The organism is Arthrobacter sp. 210 2 (assembly GCF_059093025.1).
Genome location: NZ_JBNHIE010000002.1, coordinates 434480 through 458807, shown reverse-complemented (window position 1 = coordinate 458807; position 24328 = coordinate 434480). Strand labels below are relative to the sequence as shown.

Below are 24328 nucleotides of genomic sequence, written 5' to 3'. Positions count from 1 at the left end.
GAAAGCATGACGGAGCTGCACGCCCTGGTGGCCTACACGCCTGCTACCCACACGGACCTGGTCCTGAAGGCCATCGGTGACGCAGGGGCAGGCAGGATTGGCAACTACTCCCACTGTTCCTTCGTCTCACCCGGCACCGGCTCCTTCACTCCGCGGGATGGCGCCGAGCCGTTCGTTGGGCAGGTGGGCAGGAGCGAAAAGGTGGCGGAGGACCGGATTGAGTGCGTGGTCGAGGAGCCCCTTCTGGCCGCCGTCGTTGCCGCCTTGCGCGCCGCCCATCCTTATGAAGAGCCGGCTTTTATGAGCTGGCAGGTGCAGGGCTGGCGCTGACGGACAGCCGATTCGAGTCGGACCGGATGTTCGGGTAAAGTATTTGACGGCCCCTCATGTGGCGTCATCCTGTTGAACTCCCCCAGGACCGGAAGGTAGCAAGGGTAGGCGGGCTCTGGCGGGTGCATGGGGGGTCTTTACTATTCCCCCACAGGGCGGCAGGATGTCAGCCCGGATTGGTAGGGTTTTCTCTGTGACAGTTACTACCGCCCTCTACCGCAGATACCGTCCCGACTCGTTCGCAGACGTCATCGGGCAGGAGCACGTCACCGGGCCGCTGATGACGGCTTTGCGGAAAAACCGCGTCAACCACGCCTACCTCTTTTCCGGTCCCAGGGGCTGCGGTAAAACCACGTCGGCCCGCATCCTGGCACGCTGCCTGAACTGCGCCGAAGGCCCTACCGACACCCCTTGCGGCACGTGCCCAAGCTGCGTCGAACTTGCCCGTGGCGGGTCAGGATCGCTGGACGTCATCGAGATCGATGCCGCCAGCCACGGTGGCGTGGACGATGCCCGTGATCTCCGTGAACGGGCCACGTACGCCCCCGTCCGGGACCGCTACAAGATCTTCATCATCGATGAAGCCCACATGGTGACGTCCGCCGGGTTCAATGCCCTGCTGAAGATCGTTGAAGAACCCCCGGAACACATCAAGTTCATCTTCGCCACCACCGAGCCGGACAAGGTCATCGGGACCATCCGCTCCCGCACCCACCATTACCCCTTCCGCCTGGTGCCGCCCGAGCCCCTGATGGCCTACCTGGAACTGCTTTGCAACCAGGAAAACGTCCCGGTGGCTCCCGGCGTGCTGTCGCTGGTCATCCGCGCCGGCGGAGGGTCCGTCCGCGACTCGCTCTCCGTGCTGGACCAGCTCATGGCCGGCGCCGGTCCCAACGGCCTGGACTACGAGCTCGCCGTCGCACTGCTCGGCTACACCCACGCTTCGCTCCTCGATGACGTCGTTGAGGCGGTGGCTGCTTCTGATGCCGCCACCGTTTTCCGGGCGGTGGACCGGGTCATTCAAACCGGCCATGATCCCCGCCGCTTTGTCGAGGACCTGCTGGAGCGCTTCCGCGACCTGATCATCGTCCAGGCGATGCCGGAAAGCGCCCAGACCATCCTTCGGGGAATGCCCGCGGACCAGATCGCAAGGCTTCAGAACCAGGCCCATAATCTGGGCGCCGCCGAGTTGTCGCGGGCGGCTGATGTCACCAACACGGCGCTGACCGAGATGACCGGTGCCACATCCCCGCGGCTGCACCTCGAGCTGCTGTGCGCCCGCATCCTGCTGCCCAGCTCGGAGCAGAACGAGCGCGGCATGGCCGCAAGGATTGACCGGGTGGAACGGCGCCTCAACTACGCCGGGAACGACGTCGGTGCTCCCGCCGGCATGGGTGCGGCCGGCGCCGGAGCTGCTGCTCCAGCTACCGCTGCCCCCGCTCCCCAGGCGGCACGCGGAACTGGAGCCTCCCCCGCGGGCGCTCCGCACGTGACGGCACCCGATGTTCAGGCTGCTCAGGCCGAGCCCGCTTCTCCTGCCGGAGTGCGCCCGGTTCATCCGGAACCCGCAGGGGTGCCTGCGGCCTCGCCACGGGAGGAATCACGCCAGCCTGTGACGCCGGAGCCAGCAGCCGCTGAAGCCGGCCGGGGCGTTCCCGCCCCTGGCGGCAGTGCATCGTCGGACGCTTCCGGCCGGACACCCCTGACGGCTCCCGGGGTGAGCACCAATGACTGGCCCGTGGACGAAACCTCGGCTGTCCGCCGGTCACCTGATGGCCCGTCACCTGCACGTCCGGCCCCCGAACGTTCCGTTCCTGCGCCGGTCGCTCCCCCGGTACCTGCCGCCGGAGTGGAACGTGCCGCCAACGGTCCCGTCGGCGCCCGCCCTGCCGCGGCTGCCGTCGCCGGCGGTCCAGCCAACGGCCCCGGCAATGCCCCTGCCACCAGCCCCGCCCCGGCGGCTGCCCCCGCAGCAATGGGCGACGTCGAAGTCCTGCGCCGCGCCTGGCCGGATGTCCTGCAGACCCTGTCCAAGATCAAGCGCAGCACGTGGGCCCTCGTGGAACCCAACGCGCAGGTGAGCGCCTTCGACGGAGCGGTTCTCACCCTTTCGTTCACGACGTCCGGACTGGCGGGGGCCTTCGGCCGTGCCGACCATTCGGACAACCTGCGCCAGGCGATCCACAAGACGGTGGGCATCGACTGCCAGATCAACGCGGTGGCCGGCGGCGGCGTGCAAGCGAGCTCTGAGCCAAACCCAAAAGCGCCAGTCAGCCATACAGCCCCGGCCACGTCAGCTGACGTCGCCTGGGGCTTGGTGCCCGCGCCAGCCACATCCGTGCCGGCGCCGAGAACTTCCAGTTCCCCCGCAGGCGCGGCCACACCGGCGCCAACACCTTCCGGGTCCGGGCACACTGCCAGCCTCGAAAGGCGCAGCGAAGGGCCCCGCCCTGACGGCATCCGCCAAGGGGGTGCATCCGGCAGCAGCGCGGTGGCAGGCATTGGAGGGGCAGCACCAGCCACCGGCCCCGCGCCTGCCCACCCCGAGGACGCGAACCCTGCCCGCCCGTCCCGGGAAGCAAGTGGGCGTCCGGCCGCAGGTGTGCCCTCCCAGCCCCAGGCGCTGGCCCCCGCATCAGCCGGAACCAATTCTTACCCCCCACTGGCGGGGGACTACTCATACTCGGACGACGACTGGGGCGCGCCCCGCGACGAAGACGCTCCACCGCTGGATGAGGAACCCCCTTTGGATTGGGAGCCGTCTTCCAACCGAGGGGTAAGCCGCCCCGCTCCAGCTGTGACGGCACCGGCTCCCCGCAGCTCCGGAAGCCAGGACAGGCAGGACCAAACCGCCGCGCCCGGAGCTGCGGCGGCGCACCGTCCCGCCGCTGCCGATGTTGCCCACGATCCTTGGGCCCGGGCCGTCGAACAGGCACCCGGGGTGTGGGTTGTCGGGAACGAGAGCAACGTGGGCAGGACGCCTTCCCCCGCCACTTCCGGCACGGGGGCCGGGCAGGAAGCAGCGCCCCGCTACGAACCCGCCACGGCCCAGGTGCCACCGTCCATCCCGGTCACCACGCCCGGGGTGCCCGCGGAACCGGACTGGGGCCTTGCCTCAGCCCCTGCCTCTTCCCTTGAGGACCGGGCACAGCCGGTGGCACCCGGACAATCTTTCCCGGGGCAGGCAACCCCAGTACAGGCGTCCCTTGGTTCTGCATCGCCAGGCTCGGCCTCCCCAGCGCCGTCTTTCCCGGTCCCGGCCGCGCCCGAACCTGAGCGCGTTCGGGCCCCGGAGTACGCCATGGCGTCGGCTGCGCCCGCTGCCGCTCCCGTCACGGCCGCTCCGCCCCGGCCAACCCCTGCCGGTTCGCCAGTCCCCGCGGCCTCCAGGGCAAGCGCGCCTTCTCCGGTCGCAACCCCTGGGGCCGGCAGCGGAGAAACCCGGCAAAGCCTTTACCAGCGGCTGTCCAACAGTCCTGAAGCCGAGGCTGGCCGCGCCAAGGCACCTGCCCGGGCGGTTGCGGCTGCCGCCAGCTATGTCCAGGACATCCCCAGCGCTGACGATGAGACCATCGAGGAGTCCGGTGTGTTCGGGCGCGCGGCGGTGGAGCGTATTCTGGGCGGAAAGCTGATTGAGGAGCGCTCCGCCGACGGAAGCCCCCTCCCGCCCAGATACTGACGGTTACAGGCCGGTCATTGAACCGGCCGGCGTTGCTCCGGATGCCTTTGCTTTACCCGCTGTCCACACCAAGCTAAAGAGGAAATCGTGTACGAAGGTGCTGTCCAGGAGCTGATAGACGAGCTCGGACGCCTTCCGGGCGTGGGACCCAAATCCGCACAGCGGCTGGCGTTCCACATCCTTGAAGCAGACCCGCAGGATATGAAACGGCTGGTGGACGCAATCACCACGGTCAAGGACCGGGTCAAATTCTGCACGGTCTGCGGCAACGTTACCGAGCAGGAGCTCTGCAACATCTGCCGTGACCCCCGCCGCGACCCCGCGGTCATCTGCGTGGTGGAGGAATCCAAGGATGTCCTGGCCGTAGAGCGCACGCGCTCGTTCCGCGGCCGGTACCACGTTTTGGGTGGAGCCATCAATCCGATCGCTGGCATTGGTCCCGAGCAGCTGCGGATCCGGGAATTGTTGACACGGCTCAATGACGGTGCCATCCAGGAAGTCATCATCGCCACGGATCCCAACCTTGAGGGCGAGGCGACGGCAACGTACCTGGCACGCATGCTCAAGACCATTGGCATCGCGGTCACCCGGCTCGCGTCCGGCCTCCCCGTAGGCGGAGACCTGGAGTACGCGGACGAAGTCACCCTGGGACGCGCCTTCGAAGGCCGGCGGAACGCACTGACCTGACCGCCCGCCCCTGCGGGCACCGGGAGGTAACCCGGCTGCGCGCAGGGGCGTACTTGCCGCGGAGTTCTGCCAGCCGCGCAGCATGCGCCCGCTAGGCGGACCGGCGACGGCGGTCCGCTGCCGCGTGTGCACCTACCAGCAGCGCACCTGCCACCGCTGCCTGCAGGAGAAGCCCTACCGCGGCCATCGGCATGCGCTGTGCATCCCTGCTCCGCGGTTCACCATTGACGCACAACACCTGGGTTCCGTCTGCCGCTTCCTGGAATGCCGCTGACAGGGACCTGATGAGTCCCGCGCCGGTGCCGGCGTCTCCGGCCAACATCACAAACAGAACGCTGGGACTGGCAGCGGGGAGCCACATAACCCGCTCCGTCCGGTACACCTCCGCTACCCCCACCGAAACGGCTGAGCACTCGTAGGCGACGGTGGATCCATCCGGCGCCCGCTCGATGTTCAGGGCAACTGTGACCGGTTCCTCTGTCCGGACGGCGGGCACCAGGAAAGCAGCAGCTGCAACACTTCCTGCCACCAGGAACAATGCCAGAGCCCAGCCGGCAACACGCGTCCGGCCAGCACGCCACCCCAGCGCGGCAACAGCCACCCCCATGCCTCCGAAGAGCGCGCCTTCAACCACTGCGACGCCGGCCGAAATGGCCGCCGCAGTCCCGGGTTCACCGGCGGCCGCCGCTTGCAGCAGCAGGGTGGTGAGGATGAGCACCACGAAGACCAGGCCACGCAACGCTGCAGCGAGCACGGCAGCAAAGATCCTGCGCTCCGGATCCCCGCCGGCGGCCGCCGGCGCCCAGTACCGCATACCCCAGTGCATTGCCACCAAGGCGGCCGTAGCCGGCAACAGCGAAGAAGCCATCACGTACGCAACGACCGGGGTGGGCACCCATTCCGTGGAATCTCCGGCCGTTCCCGGCAGGAGCACCAGGGCGGCAACAACGGCCCATGTGGCGCAGAGGCCAGCCACGGCAACTGCCCAGAACCGAAGTGTCCGGACGGTTCCCAGCACGTCGGCCACGGCCGCCCGCCCGGCCGCCACAAAGCCAGCCGCCACAAAACGCCGGGCATCGCGGCCCGGCCGCCCGTCGTCGCCGTCGTTGTCGATGTCTTTGTCGTTCGGCAGCGGCGGAAAAGCGCCTGGCCCGATCGGCTCGAAATAGGGATCGGCCATCGAATCAACAGATGTCTGCGGGTCGTCGGCCACGGGGGACCCACCTTTCCCTGGTCAGGCCCCAGCCCCGGCTGAAACCGGCAGGCACGCCGGCCGCACGAACTCCATCACGTCCCATCGTGGTCCCACGCCGCGGGCCTGTCCAGAGCTTGCATGCTCAGGCGATGCGGGTACCCCGGGCAAGGCGGCGGGCAGGCGTCCGGAGGGCACGCCAGCCCAGCCACATCAAAAGCCCTGCCAGCACCAGCTGAAGGCCAAGGCCGAGGGGCCACAGCGGTGTCTTTTGCCCCAGGTAGGCCGGCTGCACAATCCCGTTCGCACACGGCACGGTACCCTCCGGCCCTGCCATTGCCTGACGCGCTGCCTGGCTGATGCCTTCAATCGCCCCCACGGACGGGAAACCCTGCTGGTTGGTGCGGTCCCGGTACGGAATCGCGTCCGCCACCACCACGAAGGGATTCATTCCCAGCGTCCACGCCACGCGCTCGGTGTGGAGTGCCGGCTGCTCGCGGAGCGGGCCGGAACAGGTGTACGTCGGTTCAAAAGGGCCCGACTGCAGCGGCGCATATTCCCGGTACTGGGCGTTGTTGGCCATTACCGTTCCCTGTGTCAGCCCCGTGCCGAGGCCGAAGGAGATCAATGTTCCGAAAACCAGGCCGGCCACCGCAAGGTAGGTCACCACGATCGAAAACAGCGGCCGGCCGGCGAGCGCCGAGATGCCGACGCCCAGGGCGCACACGACGCCCACTTCCACGGCAAGCATCAGCAGTGACACCAGCACGTGGCCAGGGGTCAGCCCGCCGAGCGCCACGCCGATGACCAGGAACGGCGTACTGGCAACGAGGAAGCCCAACGCCGCGAGCCAGGCGGCAAAGAACTTTCCCCACAGGATCTGGCCGGGTTCCAGCAGGGTTACCTGAAGGATGGCAAGTGTTCCGCCGGCCCGGTCGCCGTTCACCGCATTGGCTGACAAGGCAGGCGCCACCAGCAGGGCGAACAACAGGACGAACGCCAGGACCACCTCGAAAATCATGGAGCCCGGGCCGCTGGACTCCGGGGGCATGCCGAATGCCCGCTGGGCGGCCTGCGAGGCATTCCAGCTTGCCCACGTCAGCCACGTGACCAGCCCCGTCAGCAGGAACCAGATGGCCAGCATGATGTACCAGCCGCGCGACCGCAGCCGCTGTTTCAGTTCCAACGCCACCACATGGCCGATGCCGGCCAGGTAGGCCGCTGCCACGCCTGAGCGGGAGGTGTCCTCCCGGTTGCCTGTCAGCTGGCTCATTGCCGCTCCCCCTCGAGGTTCATGTACGTCTCTTCCAGGGCTCCGGCCGCTGGAGCGAAGGAAGTGATGCCGACGCCGGCGAGCACCAGATCGCGCAGGAGCCTCTCCGCGTCCCCTTCGCTGGGAAGGGTGAGGCTCACGCCCGGGCGGCGCCCGTCCTCAGCGCGGAACACCAGGCCAAGCTCCGTGAGTGTGGCGGCAAGCGCGGAGGTGTCCGATGCCGTAATGGCGTACCGCCGGCCACCGGCGGCGGCCTCCTCGGTGGTCTGCTGCCGGACGGTACGCCCCTTGTTCACAAACACGGCGCCGTCAGCGATTTCATCAAGTTCGCTCAGGACGTGGGAGGACACCACCACTGCTTTGCCCTCAGCCGCAAGCTGCCGCAGCATGATCCGAAGCTCCACCCGCGAGCCCGGGTCCAGCCCCGATGCCGGCTCGTCAAGGAGCAGGACGGAGGGATCATGGATCAATGCACGTGCCAGGCTGAGCCGTTGCTGCTGTCCCCGGGAGAGGACGCGGGCGGGCTGGTCGGCGAGGTCGGCCAGCCGGACGCGTTGCAGCATCTCAGCAACCCTTTGCCCTATGCCGGCCGCGGGAAGCCGGTAGAAGCGGGCCATCTGGGTGAGGATCTCGCGCGCGGTCAGTGACTCCCAGACGCCCAGGGTGTCAGGCATCCAGCCGAGCCTGCTGCGGACCTCGGCCCGGTTCCGGCTGGGGTCAAGCCCGCCGACGCTGATGCTTCCCTCATCCGGTGCCAGCAGCGATGCCAGCATCAGCAGGAGTGTTGTCTTGCCTGCGCCGTTCGGCCCTATCAGGGCCGTGACTTTGCCGGCCGGGGCATGGAAGTCCATATGCTCGACGGCGTGCACCGCGCCGAAGCTGCGGCTGACCGCCCTGGCCGTAATACCGCCGTCGGGCGCCGGCCCGTCCGGTCCTTCCGATGTTTCCGACATCATTGCCATGTTCCACGCACCTGTCCCCCCACAGTTTTATGCATCCGATCACTTGAGCGTACGCCCGCCGTCCTTCCCCGGCCCTCCTCCTGCGGGCGGAGATTCGGTCACAATTCAACGCCGCGTTGCGGGCGGCGATAAACTGTCGGAGGAAGTCGCGCCGTCCTGGCGTCAGGCTGCCTGACCTCCAGAACTCCAATTGATCCAGTGAAGGTACGCGCATGAGTACGCCCACTACCGAAGTGCACAACACAACGCAGCCCCAGGTGCTGCCCACCGGCCGTGCGGTGACGAAACAGCTCATCGTGCAGAAGTTCGGCGGATCCTCCGTGGCGGACGCCGACGGCATTAAACGCGTTGCCAAGCGCGTGGTGGACGCCCAGGAAGCCGGCAACGAGGTAGTGGTTGTGGTGTCCGCCATGGGTGACACCACGGACGAACTCCTGGATCTCGCCGCGCAGGTGACCGATTCCGCCCCCGCCCGTGAAATGGACATGCTGCTGTCCGCGGGCGAGCGCATCTCCATGGCGCTGCTGGCCATGGCCATCAACAAGCTCGGCGCTTCCGCCCAGTCCTTCACCGGTTCGCAGGCCGGAATGATCACTGACGGCATCCACGGCAAGGCCCGCATTATCGACGTCGATCCGCACCGGATCCGCACCGCCCTCGACAAGGGAAACATCGCCATCGTTGCCGGGTTCCAGGGCATGAGCCGGGCCACCAACGAAATCACCACCCTGGGGCGCGGCGGTTCAGATACCACCGCCGTGGCGCTTGCCGCCGCACTGGAAGCCGACGTCTGCGAGATCTACACCGACGTGGACGGCATCTACACGGCAGACCCGCGCGTTGTCCCCTCGGCACAGAAGATTGACACCATCTCCAGCGAGGAAATGCTCGAACTCGCAGCCTCCGGCGCCAAGATCCTGCACCTCCGGTGCGTCGAGTATGCCCGCAGGTTCGGCGTGCCGCTGCACGTCCGTTCATCATTCAGCCAGCATGAAGGCACCTGGGTCATTCCCAGCGCCGAAGACAAGATCACCACTCAAGAGGGAGTTGCCTTGGAGCAGCCAATCATCTCCGGCGTTGCACACGACCGTTCCGAAGCCAAGGTCACAGTTGTGGGCGTTCCGGACATCCCCGGCAAGGCAGCCGCAATCTTCCAGGTCATCGCCGACGCCCACTCCAACATCGACATGATCGTGCAGAACGTGTCCACGCACGGCACCGGACGGACGGACATTTCGTTCACGCTGCCGATCGTCGAGGGCGCCGACGCCCTCACCGCCCTGCACGCAGCGCAGGACCAGATCGGTTTCGAGAGCATCGAATACAACGAGCAGATCGGCAAGCTTTCCCTGATCGGCGCCGGCATGCGTTCCCACCCCGGTGTTTCGGCGACATTCTTCAAGGCCCTGTCCGGCGCCGGCATCAACATCAACATGATCTCCACCTCCGAGATCCGCATCTCCGTGGTCACCCATGCTGACCTCCTCGACGAGGCAGTCCGCGTGATCCACAAGGCGTTTGAGCTGGACAGCGACAACGAAGCAACCGTTTACGGCGGCACGGGCCGCTAAGCGGCAACCAACCGTTGCCCACGCAAAAGCCGGGCCGCCTTCCAGACTTTCGGAAGGCGGCCCGGCTTTTTGTGGGCTGGTGGATCCTGCAACGGGCGGCTCAGGCCTCCCGGTCCAGGTCTTCGCGGCGTACGGCGTAGTGGTGTCCGGTCGAGTCGGTTTCCACCACGAAGTGCGAGAGATCCTCCTCCGAGGCCTGCTCGAATTCGTCATGCTTGTGCACTACGGGCGTATCGGTGTCCAGCCGGGTGGCAGGCCCAAAGAAGAAGCGGAGCCTGTCTGTCGCGCTCATGAACCCGCTGAGTACATGTGGCATTGTTTTCCACCCCCTTCCCGGTATGCCGGGGCAAAGAGTTTTCTGGCATTTTCGGGTGCCAGTGCCCTTATTTTACGCCGCAGCCCGGGAAAAGGCTCCGACGGGCGGGGTGCAGGCAATCCGCAGGCACCCGGTCAGCGCAGGGACTTGTCGTCGGGGTTCCTGGGAACAACGTAGGTGCTGCCGTCCGGCCGCGTGATGGTCTCCCACTGCTGGCTTTCGGCTTCCCGCTGTGCGAGCAGCCGCCGGTTCTCCTCGGTCATGTCGTGAACCAGGGAGGACCGGTTGGCTGGACCGAAGATGGCCCGCAGCTTGCCGGTGGCCCGCATGAACCTCTGTGAGGCGTTGCCTTGATACTCCGAGTTGCCCTTGCCCATGTCCGGCCCCTTTCCTATATTTCCTACCAAGAGTGTACGCTAATAATTAGTGCACTAACAATTGGAGGACGCCTTGAAGACCGCGGCAACGGCAGACGCCGGACAGGACGACGACCTGCTCCTGGAGCATCAACTGTGCTTCGCCCTCACGGTCGCGGCACGGAGCGTTGTCGGGGCATACAAGCCCGTGCTGGAGAAACTCAACCTGACGCACCCGCAGTACCTCGTGATGCTCTCCCTTTGGGAAACCAGCCCCCGGACCGTGCGGAACATCAGCGAAGCCCTGGCGCAGGAACCGGCCACCATTTCACCGCTGCTCCGCCGGCTCGAGGCGGCCGGCCTCATTACCCGCGGCCGGGCAGACGGGAACGAGCGGGCGCTCGCCGTCGAACTGACCCCACAAGGAGCAGCCCTGCGGCAGCAGGCCCTGCAGGTTCCCGGGACCATGATGGAACGGCTCGGGCTCACGCGGGAGCAGGTCGCCGAATTGCATGCGTCCATGATGGGCCTCATCGCCGCCACGGCCGAAGGCCGTCCCTAGGGGCGCGGGGGCAGGCAGGGGCGCAGGGGCTCCGGCGCGGCCCGGAACAGGCCCAGCACAGCAGCTAGAATCGAAGGATGAAAGAGGCATCGGGCCATGCATAAAATGCGGTTGCGCCTGGCAGCCCTGGCAATTGCCGCGCTTCTGATGCCGGCTTGCACCCCTACCCCGGACGGCGGATCACCGTCGCCCTCGGCGACGCCTTCCTCCCCATCGGCAACGGCCTCCGGGACTTCCGCACCTTCACCCTCACCGGACGCTGAAACCTCGGTTCCGGCGCCGGCTCCGGCCCCTTCACTGCCGCCCGCTGCGGGCCCGGGCCAGGGCAATGCCGAACTGGCCATCACGGTCATCCCTGCCGAAGGCGAGCCCGAGGTAAGCCATACGCTGGTGTGCGAGGCAGGTGTCCCTTCCGCCGAAAGCAGCCACCCCGACGCCGCGGCGGCCTGCGCAGCCTTGAAGGAAAACGCCGCCCTGTTGAATCCGGCAACTCCCGGCACCGCCCAGGCCTGCACGGAACAGTACGGCGGGCCGCAAAAAGCGACGGTCACCGGAGTGGTGGACGGGGTGCCCGTGGACACGGAGTTCGCCCGTACCAACGGCTGCGAAATCAGCGCCTGGGATGGCGCAAAGGATATTCTTGGTGCCGCCGGTGGAGCAGCTTAGCCTCCTGGCGGCGGACGAGTGGAGGGCGCGGGAAGAAGCCCACCAGCAGCGCGTCGGCCGTTACGCTGATCCCTACCTGGCGCGCAGGTCCGCCGGGCAGAAACATCCGGTCGAGGACTTCCTCTTCACCTATTACACTCAAAAACCCGGCCAGTTGCGCCGCTGGCACCCCGGGGCAGGGGCTGTCCTTCCGGGAGCGGAAGCGGCCGTCCGCAGCGGCTGGAAACACTACCGGATGCTCGACGACGGCGAGCTTGCCTCCCTGGGGCTGCCGGCGGGAAGCACCGCGGTCACCGTTGACCGGAGCGCCTTCCTTGCCGACCGAAGGGACGCGGTGGCTTTTGCCAGCATCATCCTGCGGGGCACAGCGGCACGGCCGGCACAGTTCGGCTGTTTCGGCCTGCACGAATGGGCCATGGTGTACCACCAGGACAGGTTCGACCTGCGCCACGAGTACCTCCAGTTGCGTCTTGGACCGGCGGGCACGGACAAGGTGGTGGAGGACAACCGGATCCGCTGCACGCACTTTGACGCGTTCCGCTTCTATACCCCTGATGCCACTCCCCTGAACGAGTTTGCACCCACCCGCGAAACCCAGCGGCAACTGGAGCAGCCGGGCTGCCTGCACGCCAACATGGACCTGTACAAGTGGGCGTACAAGCTGCTGCCCGTGCTTCCCAGCGAACTGGTGATGGACTGTTTCGAGTTGTCCTGGCGGATCCGCGCCATGGACATGCAGGCCTCCCCCTACGACCTGGCCGAATGGGGATACCCCGCCATCCCGATCGAGACGCCGCAGGGCAAGGCCGCCTACGTTGAGTACCAGCGGTCCTTTGCGGCGGAGGCGGCAGTACTGCGGGAGCGGCTTGCCCTGGCGCTGGCGGCCGTATCGGCGGGCGTTCAATGATCGATCTGATTATCAGGCTGCGGGAGGACCCCGCCGCCGTCGAATACGAATTCCGGCTGAAAGCCACTGACGGAACGCCGTCTGCGGACTCAACGGTGCCGGACCCGGCCGCTGCCCTCGCTGTGGTGGAGAGGTTCGGCGAACGGATCTTCTTTCCCACGCCGGCACCGCCGAGGCTCTGCACCCAGCAGTATGGCGGGCCGCAGGTGGCCGTGGTCAGCGGAACTTTCCACGGGCGCCGTGTCGAAGCCGTATTCAGCCGGACAGACGGCTGTGAGATTTCGCGCTGGAACACCATGGCACCCCTTTTGGGCGGCGGCACCGCCACCTAAGCGTGCGGACCGGCAGCGGAAAGGACAAGGGTCCCGGACGGTTTTGCCGTCCGGGACCCTAAGCCTGGTGCACTGTGATTATCAGGTTGACGGCAGCGCCTGGGTGAGGGCCAGGGGCGGAGACCCGGCCGGGGCGGCGGAGGCCGCTGGACCCACCTGGACGTTTACCCAAGTCCGAATGCCGTTTCCGCCCAGGCTCAGCCGCGAGAGGTAGGACCCTTCGGACAGGCCAGACCAGGACACCGTGGCCGAGGTGGCCGTGCCGTTCGGAGCGACAATGGGGTTTGGCTCCACCGTGAGGTTGCCGGCATCACCGGCAAACGTCACTGCCTGGACCGCCGCGCTGGCCGCCCCGTTGTCCGGGGTGGAGTACAGGTTGGCCACGATGTAGTACGTGCCCGCCCGCGGTGCCTCAAGTTCCAGGAACTCGCTGGCAGAGGCGGTGGCCACCTGGGTTGTCGTCAGTCCACCCGAGGCGTTCGGCGCGTATACCACCATGTCCCAGTCGACGTCGTCGGATTGGGCCTGGACGCCCAGGCGGGCAAAGGACGTTCCCGCCGGAACATTCACCTGCATCAGGGCATTGTGCGCATCGTTGGTGGGCGCATACGCCCCGGGGGTCTTGGTAATGGCGGTCTGGCTGAGTGGGGCAAGCCCCTCAACGCCGACTGCTATCGGGGCGTCCGAGCCGGACACGAGCTCCATGGTGCCGCTGCCGCTGCCGGTGGCGGAGCTGAAGGAGAAGGAGGGAGCGATCTGTGCATCAACAGGCCGGATGGCGATAGGCGAGGTCACCGTGCGGGGACCCTTCCAGGCCAGGGTTCCGGTGCTGAACGTGCCGACGGCGGCACTGACGTTGCGGATGGTCAGTGTTACTTCGCGGCTCTGGCCTGCTTTGGAGAAGTTCAGTGACTGGGGTTCCACTTGGACGCTGAAGCCCGGCATGGTGACTTCCGCGCGGTACATGCCCGGGACCAGCGCCGTCAGCTGCCGCTTGACCTGGACTTCCCCCACAAGGCTGCCCAGCGCGATGGACGGCAGGTTGAGGTCGCGGGCGGCGATGGTGCCTGCCTGCGGTACCCCGGTGTCCACTCCTTGCCCGTTCAAGAAGCCCAGCCAGTCCTTGATGCCAGAGTTGTAGACCAGCCCGGGGTCAAGGACCCGGGTGGAATCAATGTGGCCGGCACCGCCCTGGAAGGGATCGGTGTTGGCGGAGCCGTCCGCGTTGACCAGCGGGTAGGCCGTGGTCATCATCGCGGACTTCACCATGGCGGGGCTCCACGCAGGCTGCCTGCTGAGGACCAGGGCACCAAAACCTGCGATGTGGGGTGCGGCCATGGACGTGCCGGACATGAACCCGAACTGTTCCCCGTCGTTTCCGATGGTGGAGACGCCGGCCAAAACATTGACTCCGGGTGCTGCGATGTCGGGCTTGAGCAGGTCACCGCCGGATGCCAGGGAGGGGCCGCGGGAGGAGAATCCGGCGATCTGCGGGACGGCGGCCGGCGGTTCACCGGTCAGGTCGCCCTTGACCAGGCTGACCGTCAGGGCGGGGTTAGCCTCCAGCTTGGACTTCAGTTCCAGGCTCTTCGGGGCGTTGACGTGCACGGTGGGGAGGACATGGTTGTCCGCGTCCTCGGAGCTGCTGGTGAGGTTCACCAGGATCATGCCCACGCCGCCCTTGGCCTGGACTTCCTGGCTCTTGGCCGTCCGGTCCACCACCCCGCGGTCGCACACCACCACTTTGCCGGCTACCTTGGCCGGGTCGAGGCTGCCGGGGCCGCAGAGGTTGGGGTTCGCAGCTCCCGCCGCGGCTGCCGCTGCAGCGACCACCACAGGTTTGTCCGCAACTTCCGTTTTCATGATGGACGCACCGCGGTACAGCGAGCCGTCGGAGACCTTCACGGTACCGAGCAGCTCGCTCGGGAAAGTGGACGCGGCAACGGTGGTCAGCCAGGGCGAGGCGTGGTTGACCGTGGAGGCGGCGGGACCGGAGTTGCCGGCGGAGGCGGAGACAAACACACCGGCCGCGGCAGCGTTCAGGAAGGCCAATGCCACGGGATCGGTGGTGCCGTTGTTGTTGCCCGATATTGAGTAGTTCAGGACATCCACGCCGTCTTTGATGGCGGCTTCCACTGCCTCTACGGAAGCGGAGGAGTAGCAGCCACCGGTGTCCGGGCTGGTGTCTTCCCAGCACACCTTGTAGACCGACACCTTCGCGGCGGGAGCAACGCCCGAGCTCCTGCCGAAGCCGGCACCGTCGATCACCTGGTCGACGTTCGCGTTCCCGGCGGCCGTCGTGGCGGTGTGGGTTCCGTGGCTTCCGACGTCGACGGGTGAAATGAGTTCCTGCGGTGCGCGGTTTCCAGGGGCCACGTACTGCAGGAAGGAGTCCGCGAAGTAGCGCGCACCGATGACTTTCGAGTTGCACAGTGAACCGTCGAAGGCCGCGCCGCTCCCTTCGCCCTTCTGGCATTCCCCGGTAAACGTGGTGCCGTCGGCCTTGAGCATGGCAATCTTGCCGTCAGCCGTGCGGTAGGGAACGCCCACCTGCGCTTGGCCCTGAAGCGGCTGCACCGGTTCACCCTGGAGGAAGGGGTTGTCCGGTGCGTAGCCGGAGTCGATGACGCCCACCACCACGCCTTTACCCGCGTTTGCTTCCCCGCCGAACTGCTTTGCCCAGACACCGTCGGGGCCCGTGAGCTTGAGGAAATCCGTAGTGGTGTAGTCGGGCGCGTTTTCCACATCCGGCGCTACCGCCAGGACGCGGTTGTCCTTTGACAGGGCGGAGGCCTGGGCCGCGGTCAGCTCGGCGCTGAAACCGTTGAGGGCTGCCGTGTACTGCTTGGCTGGCGTGACGCCCTGGGCTGCCGCTACGTCCCGCTGCTGCTTGCGGAGGTGCGCGTCGTACGCGTTGTAGTTCGAGCTGCCGGCGTCCAGCTTCCTGCCCTTCTGGGGTTTGGTTGCGGCCAGTCCGGGCGTTTCCCCTTCGTATGCTGCTGCCGCCGCCCCGGCCAGCACCACGATGTAGCGGCCGTCGTTGAACTGCGGTGCCCCGGACTGTGTTGTTGCTGATTGCCGGTCCTGGCTGGCTGGCACCGCGGTGGCGGGACTTATGGCCATCGACGTCAGGAGAAGCGGCAGGCCGACGGCGAGCGACGCCGCCTTCCGAAATCCCCCGCCCCTGACGGGGCTCTTTCCAGTTGATCTCACGTGCAACCCTTTCACGATGTACCGGCCCAGCTATGGTTGCGGGCCCGAAACGACAGGCCTGGCATATTGGTTTACAGGTCTTGTAATCAATGAGACCAGCCGGTTCAAACAGTACAGAGTGATAGCCGAATATGACATAGGACACAGGCTGCAAAATTGCCTTCCCCCCGGGCGCCCGCAGCATGATCCGGGCACGAAAAAAGGGCACCCCGAAGGGCGCCCTGATGGCGGCGCGGAGGAGCTGGCCGGGCTACTGCCGCGGCGTCCGGACCACGTCGCTGATCCACTGCCGGGTCTTCTCATCGACCGGACCGGCCACGCGGTTTTCCCGCGCTAAGCGGTCAGCCTTGACTTTCTGCAGAACCATCCTGCCGAGTCCGGCGAATACCGCCGCAGCAACCATCGGCAACAGGACGGACTTCGATTTCTCTGCCATCCCGCAATCCTAGTGAAGCCGGTTCGGCAACTCCAGAACCTGGACAGACCAGGTCAGGAGGACCCCCCGAACACCGTGCCCGCAGGCTTGGACTGGCCGAATACAAGCAGGGGCGTTGAGGCCGGTAGAATGGGATGGCAAGCTCGCGGAGCGCCCGTCCTCACTGTCAACCACAACAGTTTCCCCAACCCGGTACGGCGTGAGACGGCACCACTCCGCTGCGCCCTTACCCAAGCTCACGCACAGGAGTTACCGGATGCCCCGGATCGTTGTTGACGTCATGCCCAAACCCGAGATTCTGGACCCGCAGGGGAAGGCGATCGTCGGCGCTCTCCCCCGGCTGGGCTTCACCAGCTTCAGCTCTGTCCGCCAGGGCAAGCGTTTTGAACTGACGGTCGACGGCGAGGTGACCGAGGACATCCTGGCCCAGGCCCGCGACGCCGCAGAGACCCTCCTCTCCAACCCCGTGATCGAGGACGTCGTCAACGTCGAGGTCGTCGAGGCCTGAAATGACTGAACTTCCCCTGATTGGCGAAGCCGTTGCAGTCGCGGCCGAGCCGCGCCTTGCCGGCGCCCGCATCGGCGTCGTCACCTTTCCCGGCACCCTCGACGACCGCGACGCCGCCCGCGCGGTCCGCCTCGCCGGTGGCACCGCCGTCGAACTTTGGCACGGCGACACCGAACTCGGTGACGTGGACGCCGTCGTCATCCCCGGCGGGTTCTCCTACGGCGACTACCTGCGGGCCGGCGCCATCGCGCGTTTCGCTCCGCTGATGTCGAAGATCATCGACGCCGCCAACAGCGACGCAAGGCTTCCTGTCCTGGGTATCTGCAATGGCTTCCAGATCCTCACGGAATCGCACCTGCTGCCCGGCTCCATGATCAAGAACGACCACCTGAAGTTCCTGTGCCGCGACCAGGTGCTGCGCGTCGAAAACAGCAACACCGCGTGGACCCTGGATTACCAGGCGGGCCAGGAGATCACCATCCCGCTGAAGAACCAGGACGGCCAGTACATCGCCGACGAGAAGACCCTGGACGCCCTTGAGGCCGAGGGGCGCGTGGTGTTCCGCTACGTGGGCTTCAACCCGAACGGCTCCCGCCGCGACATCGCCGGCATCTCCAACGCCGCCGGCAACGTGGTGGGCCTCATGCCGCACCCGGAGCACGCCACGGAACCGGGCTTCGGCCCCGAGTCGCTGGACGGCATCGGCGGCTCCGACACCGACGGGCTGGGCTTCTTCACCTCCGTTTTGACCAAGATTGTGGGAGGCGACAAGTGAGCATCGACACCACCAAGAAGTTCAATATCGACACCGTCGAGAACGCCGCGAAGACTCCGGACACGGAACTGCCCTGGGCCGAACTGGGCCTGAAGCAGAACGAGTTCGACGAGATCGTCAAGGTCCTGGGCCGCCGCCCCACCGGCGCCGAGCTGGCCATGTACTCCGTCATGTGGAGCGAGCACTGCTCCTACAAGTCCTCCAAGAACCACCTGCGCCAGTTCGGCGACAAGGTGACCCCGGAGATGAAGAAGGACATGCTGGTGGGCATCGGCGAAAACGCCGGCGTGACCAACCTGGGGGACGGCTGGGCCGTGACCTTCAAGATCGAATCGCACAACTCGCCGTCGTTCGTGGAGCCCTATCAGGGTGCAGCCACCGGCATCGGCGGCATTGTCCGCGACATCATCTCCATGGGCGCCCGCCCGGTCGCTGTCATGGACCCGCTGCGGTTTGGCGCCATCGACCACCCGGACACGGCCCGCGTCATGCACGGTGCCGTTGCCGGCATCGGCGGCTACGGCAACTCCCTGGGCCTGCCCAACATCGGCGGCGAGATGGTCTTCGACTCCGTTTACCAGGGCAACCCGCTGGTGAACGCGCTGGCCGTGGGCGTGATGCGCCACGAGGACATCCGCCTGGCCAACGCCTCGGGCAAGGGCAACAAGGTGGTCCTGTTCGGTGCGCGCACCGGCGGCGACGGCATCGGCGGCGCCTCCGTGCTGGCGTCCGAGTCCTTCGACGACACCAAGCCCTCCAAGCGCCCCGCCGTCCAGGTGGGCGACCCCTTCGCCGAGAAGGTCCTGATCGAGTGCTGCCTGGAACTGTTCAAGGGCTCGCTGGTTGAGGGCATCCAGGACCTGGGCGCCGCGGGCATCTCCTGCGCCACGTCGGAGCTCGCCTCCAACGGCGACGGCGGCATGGCCGTCGAGCTGACCTCCGTGCTGCTGCGCGACCCCACGCTGACCCCGGGCGAAATCCTGATGTCCGAGTCGCAGGAACGCATGATGGCCGTGGTTACGCCGGAGAATGTTGAAGCGTTTGAGGCTGTCATGGACAAGTGGGCTGTGGAATACGCCTGGCTGGGCGAGGTGACCGACAGCGGCCGCCTCATCATCACCTGGGAAGGCGAGGTAATCGTCGACGTCGATCCCCGCACCGTGGCGCACGACGGCCCGGTCTACGACCGCCCGTTTGCGCGTCCCTCGTGGCAGGACGACGTCCAGGGGGATACCTTCACCGGTTCCGTGCAGGACGCCGGCCGCCCCTCCGCTCCGGCTGAGCTGGCCAAGGCCGTCACCGAGCTGGTGGCATCGCCGAACATGTGCTCCAAGTCCTGGATCACGGACCAGTACGACCGCTACGTGGGCGGCAACACCTCCATGGCGTTCCCGGATGACGCGGGCGTGGTGCGCGTGGACGAGGAAACCGGGCTGGGCGTGGCCCTGGCCACCGACGCCAACGGACGCTACACCTACCTGGACCCCTACCACGGCGCGCAGCTGGCGCTGGCAGAGGCCTACCGGAACGTTGCCACCTCCGGCGCCGTTCCCATGGCCGTCAGCGACTGCCTGAACTTTGGCTCCCCCGAGGACCCGGATGTTATGTGGCAGCTGGCCGAGGCCATCCGCGGCCTGTCCGACGCCTGCATGGTGCTGGGCATCCCGGTCACGGGCGGCAACGTGTCCCTGTACAACCAGACGGGCACCACCCCCATCCACCCCTCCCCCGTGGTGGCGGTCCTGGGCAAGCTCGACGACGTCGCCCGCCGCACGCCGTCGGGCTGGCGTGAGGACGGGCAGGCCATCTACCTGCTGGGCACCACGGCCGCCGAGCTGGACGGTTCCGAGTGGGCCAACATGCGCGGCCACCTGGGCGGCCTGCCGCCGAAGGTGGACCTCGACGCCGAGCGTGCGTTGGGTGAGATCCTGATCAACGCGTCGCGGGACGGCATGATCGATTCGGCCCACGACCTGTCCGAGGGCGGCCTCGCCGCTGCCCTGGTGGAGTCCTCGCTGCGCTACGGCGTCGGCGCCAGGATTGCGCTGCAGGACGTCCTGGACCGGGACGGCGTGGACCTGTTCACGGCGCTGTTCTCCGAGTCCCAGGGCCGCGCTGTTGTGGGCGTGCCCCGCTCGGAGGAAGTCCGCTTCACCGACATGTGCACCGCCCGCGGTTTCGCCCACACCCGCATCGGTGTCGTGGACGCAGCCAGCGGCACACTGGACATCAACGGCGTGGAGAGCCTGTCCCTGGACGCCCTCCGCGAAGCCCACGAGGGGACGCTGCCGAAGTACTTCGGCTAATAGTCTCCGTCGATTGCTCCGTACTTGTCGTTTTGACCTCTCAGAACGACAAGTGCGGAGCAATCGATTCTTAATCACTCCCCCGCCAGCCTGCTTGAATCAGCGCCGTGCGGATCTTGGCCACCGCGGGTTTCGCGTCGTTGGGCATGTGGCGCTTCGAGATCCGAACTTCGGTCCACCCCAGGGCAGAGTATCGTTCTGACCGACTGATGTCCCGGACCACCTGGAGTTCCTCCCCGTGGTGCTCACCTTCATATTCGATACCGATGCGGTACTTCCGGTAGGAGAGATCCGGTTCGTGGTGCCGTGTCCCGTCCTCCGCAATGATGGGAACGTTCAGTTCGGGTTCGGGCAGTCCGGCCCGCACCACAGCCAGCCGAAGCAGTGTTTCCTGGGGTGAGTCGGAGCCAACGCGGACCATCTTGATGGCCTCTTTGGCTTTGCGCAGCCCACGCTTTCCCTTGTGCCTGTCGATCATCCGTTGAAGATCGGCAATGGTGCACAGCGGCATGTCCCGGCCATCGAACTCCGGACGGGGCACACGCACACAGCTGTCCCCAGCCGCTACAAGTTCATCCACGGTCAGCAATTCAGCGAGATCCAGCCACGTACGTTCCGGCGTGGTGACAGGGATACCCTGATGGACCGTGGCTTCGTCGTCGTAGAGCTTCATTCGGTGCACGATTACGTGCGGCCGGTTGAGGTGTGCCGCACCTTCGGGACGGATGATGTGAAACATATCGTTTGGCTCCTTTCGCTGTCGACGCGGCAGCGAAAGGAGCTCCGCCGCCGTCAGGTGGGAGGCGGCGCACCGCTCATTCACTTCAATGAAAGGCCTCACCCTGGCATTCAAGGGGAGTTCCGCCGTCGTGCGTTCCATTCGGATACCCCTGCCATGGCGCTCCAACGAGCGGTGCCGCCAGCGCCGCGGAGACACTCCAGTGAACGACGCGTCAGCAATGGTGAAGGGGCGCCCCCGGAGCTCCTCCGGCAGCGGACGTGGGGTCTTCATCGGTCCATGACACCAGAATCAGCGAAAGACCGCGGAAGTTATCCACACCTCTTATCGAAAGTTCCGTACATGTCGTTTTCCCGGATCAGAACGGCAGCTACGGAGCAATCGATGGGTCAGTCCTCGCTGTGGATCTCCCGCTGCCGGGCGCTGAGCAGCTCGATCTCGGGCCTGCCCGCAACGAGACGTTCGACGGCGGCCAGCACCTCCACGAGGTGGGCGCGGTCTGCTGCCACCAGGCCGGCCCCCACCTGGGAGCGCCGGTACTGGTCGTGGTCCCCCACCTCGGCCACGGAGACATCAAAGCGGCGCTTGAGCTCGGCCAGCAGGGGCCTGATGACGGAGCGCTTCTCCTTCAGGCTCTGGACGTCGCCCAGGAGGATGTCGAATTCAATCCAGCCGATCCACATCAGATGGTCAGCTCCCCCATCCTGTCCCAGCCGTCGCCGTCGAGCTGGCGGCTGATGATCCGGGGTGTTTCGGCCAAGGCCTGGGGCATGTCCGCCATGGCCTGCTTGAAGTGGGCGCTGTTGACATGGTCGCCTGCGGCGTCGTCCTTGAAGGCCTCCACCAGGACGAACTCGTTTGGGTCTTCCACGCTGCGGGACCAGTCGAACCACAGGTTGCCGGGCTCCTCCCTGGTGGCCCGGGTGAAGTCAGCCACCAGGTCCATCCAGCGCTCCGACCACTCCGGCTTGACCTTGAATTTGACGACGATAAAAATCACGGGGATGTCCCTTCCGCGGCGAGGATGCGTGCCCCTTTAATGTACCGGGAGGTGACGTAGCGCTGGGCGGCCCGGGTTACCGGTCCGCCTGCAGAGTAGAACCAGTTGGCGGGCCGGCTGAAAGCCCGGATCCGAAGGAACACGTCCCCATTGCTGTCGATCTCCACTTCGAAGGATTCCTCGCCACGGGCCGGGTGCCCCGGCAGCGTCCCGTATCCGAACCCTGCCGATTGCGGCAAGCCGTCCGGGGAGGGCTGCCGCACCCAGACCACTTCACACGGCGCGTTGAGCCTGAAAGGCCCGACGCCGAACCCGCTCACCACCCGCGCTCCCGTGACCGCCTCAGGCGAATCGGCACGGACACGCAGCCCGGCCCGCCGCTGCAGTTCCCAGCCCAGGATGCCGCGGGCCACACGCCCGTAGACCGCAAGCCCATTGCCCAGGTGGACCTCCTTCAGCACCCGGGAGTAGTCCGCGGGTGCGTTGCCCTGTTCGGTACTTCCTATTCCGGGGTAGTCGAGGACCCCTTTCACGTGCCGCTTCCCGTCACGCATCCGGCGCTCCCAGTCGGGCCCATCCCAGCTGCGCCTGCTGCTTCCGGCTGAGGCCCGCCACCACCAGGTCGTAGGAGTCCTCCACCATGTCCCTGACCATGCTGTCCGGCAGCGCGCCGTCCAGCCGGACACCGTTCCAGTGCGTTTTGTTCATATGCCAGGCACCCGTGATTTCGGGGTTGGCCGCACGGAGCTGCACCGCAAGGGACGGTTCACACTTGAGGTTGACGTAGAAGTCCTGAGGGTCCATCGAGGACAGGGCAAAGAGCTTGGCCTCCTGCCGGGCACCGGCGGCGGTGTGGGCCCGGACCTTGAACACCGCCGTCTCCGGGCCGAAAGGATAATCCTCATAGCTGCCGGGGAATGACAGGCAGATTTTCCTCAATGCTTCGGGGTCCATCACGCCAGCCTATAAAGCGGGCCACTGCGGTGCTAGTCTGCGAGGATGTCACACGATCAGGGCACCATTCCTGTTCTGGACCTGAGCACCGCACGGCAGCCCTACGGGTCTTTCAGTCCGGAATTCATCGAGCAACTGCGCTATGCCACCCATAACGTCGGCTTCTTCCAGATCACGGGTTACGGGGCCTCCCCCGGCCAGGCTGAACACCTCCTGGATGTCATCAGGCGCTTCTTCGACCTCCCCCTCGAGGAACGGATGAAGCTGGACAACCGGCTCTCACCCCATTTCCGGGGATACACCCGGATGGGCACCGAGGTGACGCAGGGCAGGGCAGACGCGCGTGAGCAGATCGATTACTCGCCGGAACGGGAGCCCGTCAGCAGCTATTCGGCGGACGAGCCCTACTGGTTGCTTCAGGGGCCGAACCTCTGGCCGGACGAGTCCTTCCCCGAGCTCAAGCCGGCGGCGATGGCGTGGGCCGATTTGATGTCCGCGGTGGGAATGGAGCTCCTGCGGGCCATTGCGGTGTCCCTCCAACTGCCCGAGGACTACTTCGACGAACCGTTCCGCGACTCTCCTGCCTGGATGGGCAAGCTGGTGCACTACGTTGGCGGCGTGGTGGAGGCAGCCGGAGACCAGGGCGTGGGCTCGCACGCGGACTACGGGTTCGTGACGCTCCTTCTGCAGGACGGCGTGGGCGGTCTGGAGGTGCAGCCCCCGGGGGCCACCGGCTGGCTGCCCGTGGAGCCGATCCCGGGCGCCCTGGTGGTGAACCTGGGCGAGATGCTGGAAGTGGCAACCGAGGGATACCTCGCCGCCACCATCCACCGCGTGCAGGCACCGCCGCCGGGCGTGGACCGGTACTCCGTCCCGTTCTTTTGGTCCCCCCGGCTGGACGCCGTGATCAAGCCGGTACCCCTGCCGCCCGAACTGAAGGCAGCGGCGAGGGGCATCACGGATGACCCCGCGAACCCGCTGCTGGCCTCGTTCGGGCTCAACATGCTGAAGGGCCGGATGCGCGCCCACCCCGATGTCACCGAACGGCACTATCCCCACCTGATGACACGCTGAGGAGCCCGGCCGGGGCGGACGGCAGGATCAGGTGTTGAATATCCAGGCCTGCTGGGCGGGACAGGCATCCATCACCACGTCCAGGCCGGCAGCCTTCGCCCGCGCCGCCGCATCCTCGTCGATCACTCCCAGCTGGAGCCAGACCGCCTTGGCGCCCACGGCAATGGCCTCATCCACCACCGCTCCCACCCTGTGGGAGTTTACGAAGCAGTCCACGACGTCGATGGGGTGCTTTTCACGCGGGATGTCACCCAGGGTGCGGTACCCCTGTTGGCCGTGCACCGGATCACCGGGCAGGTTGACGGGGATGATCTCCATGCCCAGCCGGTCCCTGATGAACAGCGACGTGTCATAGGCGGCGCGCCATTCGTTGGTGGTGAGGCCCACGATGGCCCACCGGCCTTTGGTGCGCATAAGGCGTTCAATGACAGCAGGATCGTTGGTATGGCCCATGCGCTTAGCCTACCGGGCGGACTTTGCGTCCCGGCCA

The 24328-nt window shown here is 66.6% G+C and carries 25 protein-coding genes and 1 other RNA gene; 13 read left to right on the top strand and 13 right to left on the bottom strand.

From position 1 onward, the window contains the following. Window positions 1–6 precede the first annotated feature (6 nt). The 4 genes from AC5RWA_RS06600 (at window position 7) to recR (ending at window position 4696) form a co-directional block, all read left to right on the top strand. The gene (locus AC5RWA_RS06600; RefSeq protein WP_115526158.1) at window positions 7–330 is read left to right on the top strand and encodes a YqfO family protein; all 324 of its coding nucleotides are present in this window, start codon (window positions 7–9) and stop codon (window positions 328–330) included. Between the two features lie 45 nt (window positions 331–375). Next, window positions 376–472: signal recognition particle sRNA small type (gene ffs / locus AC5RWA_RS06595), an RNA gene on the top strand. 21 nt (window positions 473–493) lie between these two features. After that, window positions 494–4009, top strand: coding sequence for a DNA polymerase III subunit gamma and tau (locus AC5RWA_RS06590; protein WP_494056986.1), 3516 nt, complete (start codon window positions 494–496; stop codon window positions 4007–4009). Window positions 4010–4096: 87 nt separating this feature from the next. After that, on the top strand, window positions 4097–4696 hold the full coding sequence (recR, locus tag AC5RWA_RS06585; protein WP_079598146.1) for a recombination mediator RecR: 600 nt from the start codon (window positions 4097–4099) through the stop codon (window positions 4694–4696). A gap of 91 nt (window positions 4697–4787) precedes the next feature. On the opposite strand, the gene AC5RWA_RS06580 is transcribed toward recR, so the two are convergent. From AC5RWA_RS06580 to AC5RWA_RS06570, 3 genes are all read right to left on the bottom strand, one after another. Beyond that, entirely contained in the window at window positions 4788–5909 is a 1122-nt protein-coding gene (locus tag AC5RWA_RS06580; protein ID WP_494056985.1) for a hypothetical protein, read from the bottom strand. Window positions 5910–6033: 124 nt separating this feature from the next. Continuing rightward, window positions 6034–7161, bottom strand: a complete 1128-nt coding sequence (locus AC5RWA_RS06575) for an ABC transporter permease (protein ID WP_494056984.1) — start codon at window positions 7159–7161, stop codon at window positions 6034–6036. After that, entirely contained in the window at window positions 7158–8114 is a 957-nt protein-coding gene (locus AC5RWA_RS06570) for an ABC transporter ATP-binding protein (protein WP_115526224.1), read from the bottom strand. Before AC5RWA_RS06570 ends, AC5RWA_RS06575 begins: the two co-directional genes overlap by 4 nt. Before the next feature lie 221 nt (window positions 8115–8335). Between AC5RWA_RS06570 and AC5RWA_RS06565 the strand changes: the two genes are divergently transcribed. Continuing rightward, the gene (locus AC5RWA_RS06565; protein WP_079598147.1) at window positions 8336–9694 is read left to right on the top strand and encodes an aspartate kinase; all 1359 of its coding nucleotides are present in this window, start codon (window positions 8336–8338) and stop codon (window positions 9692–9694) included. Between the two features lie 100 nt (window positions 9695–9794). Here AC5RWA_RS06565 and AC5RWA_RS06560 read toward each other — a convergent pair whose 3' ends face one another. Both AC5RWA_RS06560 and AC5RWA_RS06555 read right to left on the bottom strand, forming a co-directional pair. Beyond that, window positions 9795–10010, bottom strand: coding sequence for a hypothetical protein (locus AC5RWA_RS06560; RefSeq protein WP_079598148.1), 216 nt, complete (start codon window positions 10008–10010; stop codon window positions 9795–9797). A 134-nt stretch (window positions 10011–10144) separates the two neighbouring features. After that, a complete protein-coding gene (locus AC5RWA_RS06555) occupies window positions 10145–10387 on the bottom strand; it encodes a hypothetical protein (protein ID WP_079598181.1) in 243 nt (80 codons plus the stop codon). 73 nt (window positions 10388–10460) lie between these two features. Between AC5RWA_RS06555 and AC5RWA_RS06550 the strand changes: the two genes are divergently transcribed. The 4 genes from AC5RWA_RS06550 (at window position 10461) to AC5RWA_RS06535 (ending at window position 12833) form a co-directional block, all read left to right on the top strand. Beyond that, window positions 10461–10928 carry a MarR family winged helix-turn-helix transcriptional regulator gene (locus AC5RWA_RS06550; protein ID WP_115526155.1) on the top strand — a complete coding sequence of 156 codons (468 nt, stop codon included), beginning with the start codon at window positions 10461–10463 and terminating at the stop codon, window positions 10926–10928. 96 nt (window positions 10929–11024) lie between these two features. Next, entirely contained in the window at window positions 11025–11594 is a 570-nt protein-coding gene (locus AC5RWA_RS06545) for an SSI family serine proteinase inhibitor (protein WP_494056983.1), read from the top strand. Then, entirely contained in the window at window positions 11572–12501 is a 930-nt protein-coding gene (locus AC5RWA_RS06540) for a 3-methyladenine DNA glycosylase (protein ID WP_494056982.1), read from the top strand. The genes AC5RWA_RS06545 and AC5RWA_RS06540 overlap by 23 nt, the downstream gene beginning before the upstream one ends. Then, the gene (locus tag AC5RWA_RS06535; RefSeq protein WP_494056981.1) at window positions 12498–12833 is read left to right on the top strand and encodes a subtilase-type protease inhibitor; all 336 of its coding nucleotides are present in this window, start codon (window positions 12498–12500) and stop codon (window positions 12831–12833) included. The genes AC5RWA_RS06540 and AC5RWA_RS06535 overlap by 4 nt, the downstream gene beginning before the upstream one ends. 81 nt (window positions 12834–12914) lie before the next feature. On the opposite strand, the gene AC5RWA_RS06530 is transcribed toward AC5RWA_RS06535, so the two are convergent. Together AC5RWA_RS06530 and AC5RWA_RS06525 are read right to left on the bottom strand one after the other, a co-directional pair. Further along, the gene (locus AC5RWA_RS06530) at window positions 12915–16046 is read right to left on the bottom strand and encodes a S8 family serine peptidase (protein WP_494056980.1); all 3132 of its coding nucleotides are present in this window, start codon (window positions 16044–16046) and stop codon (window positions 12915–12917) included. Window positions 16047–16296: 250 nt separating this feature from the next. Then, complete coding sequence (locus AC5RWA_RS06525) at window positions 16297–16482, bottom strand: hypothetical protein (RefSeq protein ID WP_079598154.1); 186 nt, start codon at window positions 16480–16482, stop codon at window positions 16297–16299. Window positions 16483–16738: 256 nt separating this feature from the next. Between AC5RWA_RS06525 and purS the strand changes: the two genes are divergently transcribed. From purS to purL, 3 genes are read left to right on the top strand one after another with little or no spacing between them, the layout of a single operon-like run. Then, window positions 16739–16990: a phosphoribosylformylglycinamidine synthase subunit PurS gene (purS, locus tag AC5RWA_RS06520; RefSeq protein WP_003798434.1), complete on the top strand. Its 252-nt coding sequence runs from the start codon at window positions 16739–16741 to the stop codon at window positions 16988–16990. Between the two features lies 1 nt (window position 16991). Further along, window positions 16992–17765 carry a phosphoribosylformylglycinamidine synthase subunit PurQ gene (gene purQ / locus AC5RWA_RS06515; protein WP_079598155.1) on the top strand — a complete coding sequence of 258 codons (774 nt, stop codon included), beginning with the start codon at window positions 16992–16994 and terminating at the stop codon, window positions 17763–17765. Then, window positions 17762–20071, top strand: coding sequence for a phosphoribosylformylglycinamidine synthase subunit PurL (gene purL / locus AC5RWA_RS06510; protein WP_494056979.1), 2310 nt, complete (start codon window positions 17762–17764; stop codon window positions 20069–20071). Before purQ ends, purL begins: the two co-directional genes overlap by 4 nt. A 70-nt stretch (window positions 20072–20141) precedes the next feature. Here purL and AC5RWA_RS06505 read toward each other — a convergent pair whose 3' ends face one another. The 5 genes from AC5RWA_RS06505 to AC5RWA_RS06485 all read right to left on the bottom strand — a co-directional run bounded on the left by AC5RWA_RS06505 (window position 20142) and on the right by AC5RWA_RS06485 (window position 22764). Continuing rightward, a complete protein-coding gene (locus tag AC5RWA_RS06505) occupies window positions 20142–20951 on the bottom strand; it encodes a type IV toxin-antitoxin system AbiEi family antitoxin (RefSeq protein WP_494057078.1) in 810 nt (269 codons plus the stop codon). A gap of 248 nt (window positions 20952–21199) precedes the next feature. After that, window positions 21200–21493 (bottom strand): DUF503 domain-containing protein, encoded by a 294-nt coding sequence (locus tag AC5RWA_RS06500; RefSeq protein WP_115526149.1) that lies wholly within the window; start codon window positions 21491–21493, stop codon window positions 21200–21202. Further along, window positions 21493–21810: a putative quinol monooxygenase gene (locus tag AC5RWA_RS06495; RefSeq protein WP_115526148.1), complete on the bottom strand. Its 318-nt coding sequence runs from the start codon at window positions 21808–21810 to the stop codon at window positions 21493–21495. The genes AC5RWA_RS06500 and AC5RWA_RS06495 overlap by 1 nt, the downstream gene beginning before the upstream one ends. Next, a complete protein-coding gene (locus AC5RWA_RS06490) occupies window positions 21807–22364 on the bottom strand; it encodes a DUF1990 domain-containing protein (protein ID WP_115526147.1) in 558 nt (185 codons plus the stop codon). Before AC5RWA_RS06490 ends, AC5RWA_RS06495 begins: the two co-directional genes overlap by 4 nt. Continuing rightward, window positions 22357–22764 carry an MmcQ/YjbR family DNA-binding protein gene (locus AC5RWA_RS06485; protein ID WP_115526146.1) on the bottom strand — a complete coding sequence of 136 codons (408 nt, stop codon included), beginning with the start codon at window positions 22762–22764 and terminating at the stop codon, window positions 22357–22359. Before AC5RWA_RS06485 ends, AC5RWA_RS06490 begins: the two co-directional genes overlap by 8 nt. A gap of 45 nt (window positions 22765–22809) precedes the next feature. Here AC5RWA_RS06485 and AC5RWA_RS06480 point away from each other — a divergent pair, with 45 nt between their 5' ends. Further along, the gene (locus AC5RWA_RS06480; RefSeq protein WP_079598162.1) at window positions 22810–23838 is read left to right on the top strand and encodes an isopenicillin N synthase family dioxygenase; all 1029 of its coding nucleotides are present in this window, start codon (window positions 22810–22812) and stop codon (window positions 23836–23838) included. Between the two features lie 27 nt (window positions 23839–23865). Here the strand turns inward: AC5RWA_RS06480 and AC5RWA_RS06475 are convergent, their stop codons facing one another. Further along, window positions 23866–24291: a CoA-binding protein gene (locus AC5RWA_RS06475; protein WP_494056978.1), complete on the bottom strand. Its 426-nt coding sequence runs from the start codon at window positions 24289–24291 to the stop codon at window positions 23866–23868. Window positions 24292–24328 lie beyond the last annotated feature (37 nt).

Excerpts from the sequence above, each read along its gene's own strand:
- AC5RWA_RS06505 (WP_494057078.1), bottom strand. The coding sequence starts at position 20,951 with ATGGAACGCACGACGGCGGAACTCCCCTTGAATGCCAGGGTGAGGCCT.
- AC5RWA_RS06490 (WP_115526147.1), bottom strand. The coding sequence starts at position 22,364 with ATGCGTGACGGGAAGCGGCACGTGAAAGGGGTCCTCGACTACCCCGGA.
- AC5RWA_RS06575 (WP_494056984.1), bottom strand. The coding sequence starts at position 7,161 with ATGAGCCAGCTGACAGGCAACCGGGAGGACACCTCCCGCTCAGGCGTG.
- AC5RWA_RS06545 (WP_494056983.1), top strand. The coding sequence starts at position 11,025 with ATGCATAAAATGCGGTTGCGCCTGGCAGCCCTGGCAATTGCCGCGCTT.
- AC5RWA_RS06565 (WP_079598147.1), top strand. The coding sequence starts at position 8,336 with ATGAGTACGCCCACTACCGAAGTGCACAACACAACGCAGCCCCAGGTG.
- AC5RWA_RS06500 (WP_115526149.1), bottom strand. The coding sequence starts at position 21,493 with ATGTGGATCGGCTGGATTGAATTCGACATCCTCCTGGGCGACGTCCAG.
- AC5RWA_RS06560 (WP_079598148.1), bottom strand. The coding sequence starts at position 10,010 with ATGCCACATGTACTCAGCGGGTTCATGAGCGCGACAGACAGGCTCCGC.
- AC5RWA_RS06525 (WP_079598154.1), bottom strand. The coding sequence starts at position 16,482 with ATGGCAGAGAAATCGAAGTCCGTCCTGTTGCCGATGGTTGCTGCGGCG.
- AC5RWA_RS06600 (WP_115526158.1), top strand. The coding sequence starts at position 7 with ATGACGGAGCTGCACGCCCTGGTGGCCTACACGCCTGCTACCCACACG.
- AC5RWA_RS06590 (WP_494056986.1), top strand. The coding sequence starts at position 494 with ATGTCAGCCCGGATTGGTAGGGTTTTCTCTGTGACAGTTACTACCGCC.
- purS (WP_003798434.1), top strand. The coding sequence starts at position 16,739 with ATGCCCCGGATCGTTGTTGACGTCATGCCCAAACCCGAGATTCTGGAC.
- AC5RWA_RS06485 (WP_115526146.1), bottom strand. The coding sequence starts at position 22,764 with ATGGACCCCGAAGCATTGAGGAAAATCTGCCTGTCATTCCCCGGCAGC.
- AC5RWA_RS06555 (WP_079598181.1), bottom strand. The coding sequence starts at position 10,387 with ATGGGCAAGGGCAACTCGGAGTATCAAGGCAACGCCTCACAGAGGTTC.
- purQ (WP_079598155.1), top strand. The coding sequence starts at position 16,992 with ATGACTGAACTTCCCCTGATTGGCGAAGCCGTTGCAGTCGCGGCCGAG.
- AC5RWA_RS06480 (WP_079598162.1), top strand. The coding sequence starts at position 22,810 with ATGTCACACGATCAGGGCACCATTCCTGTTCTGGACCTGAGCACCGCA.
- AC5RWA_RS06535 (WP_494056981.1), top strand. The coding sequence starts at position 12,498 with ATGATCGATCTGATTATCAGGCTGCGGGAGGACCCCGCCGCCGTCGAA.
- AC5RWA_RS06475 (WP_494056978.1), bottom strand. The coding sequence starts at position 24,291 with ATGGGCCATACCAACGATCCTGCTGTCATTGAACGCCTTATGCGCACC.
- AC5RWA_RS06570 (WP_115526224.1), bottom strand. The coding sequence starts at position 8,114 with ATGTCGGAAACATCGGAAGGACCGGACGGGCCGGCGCCCGACGGCGGT.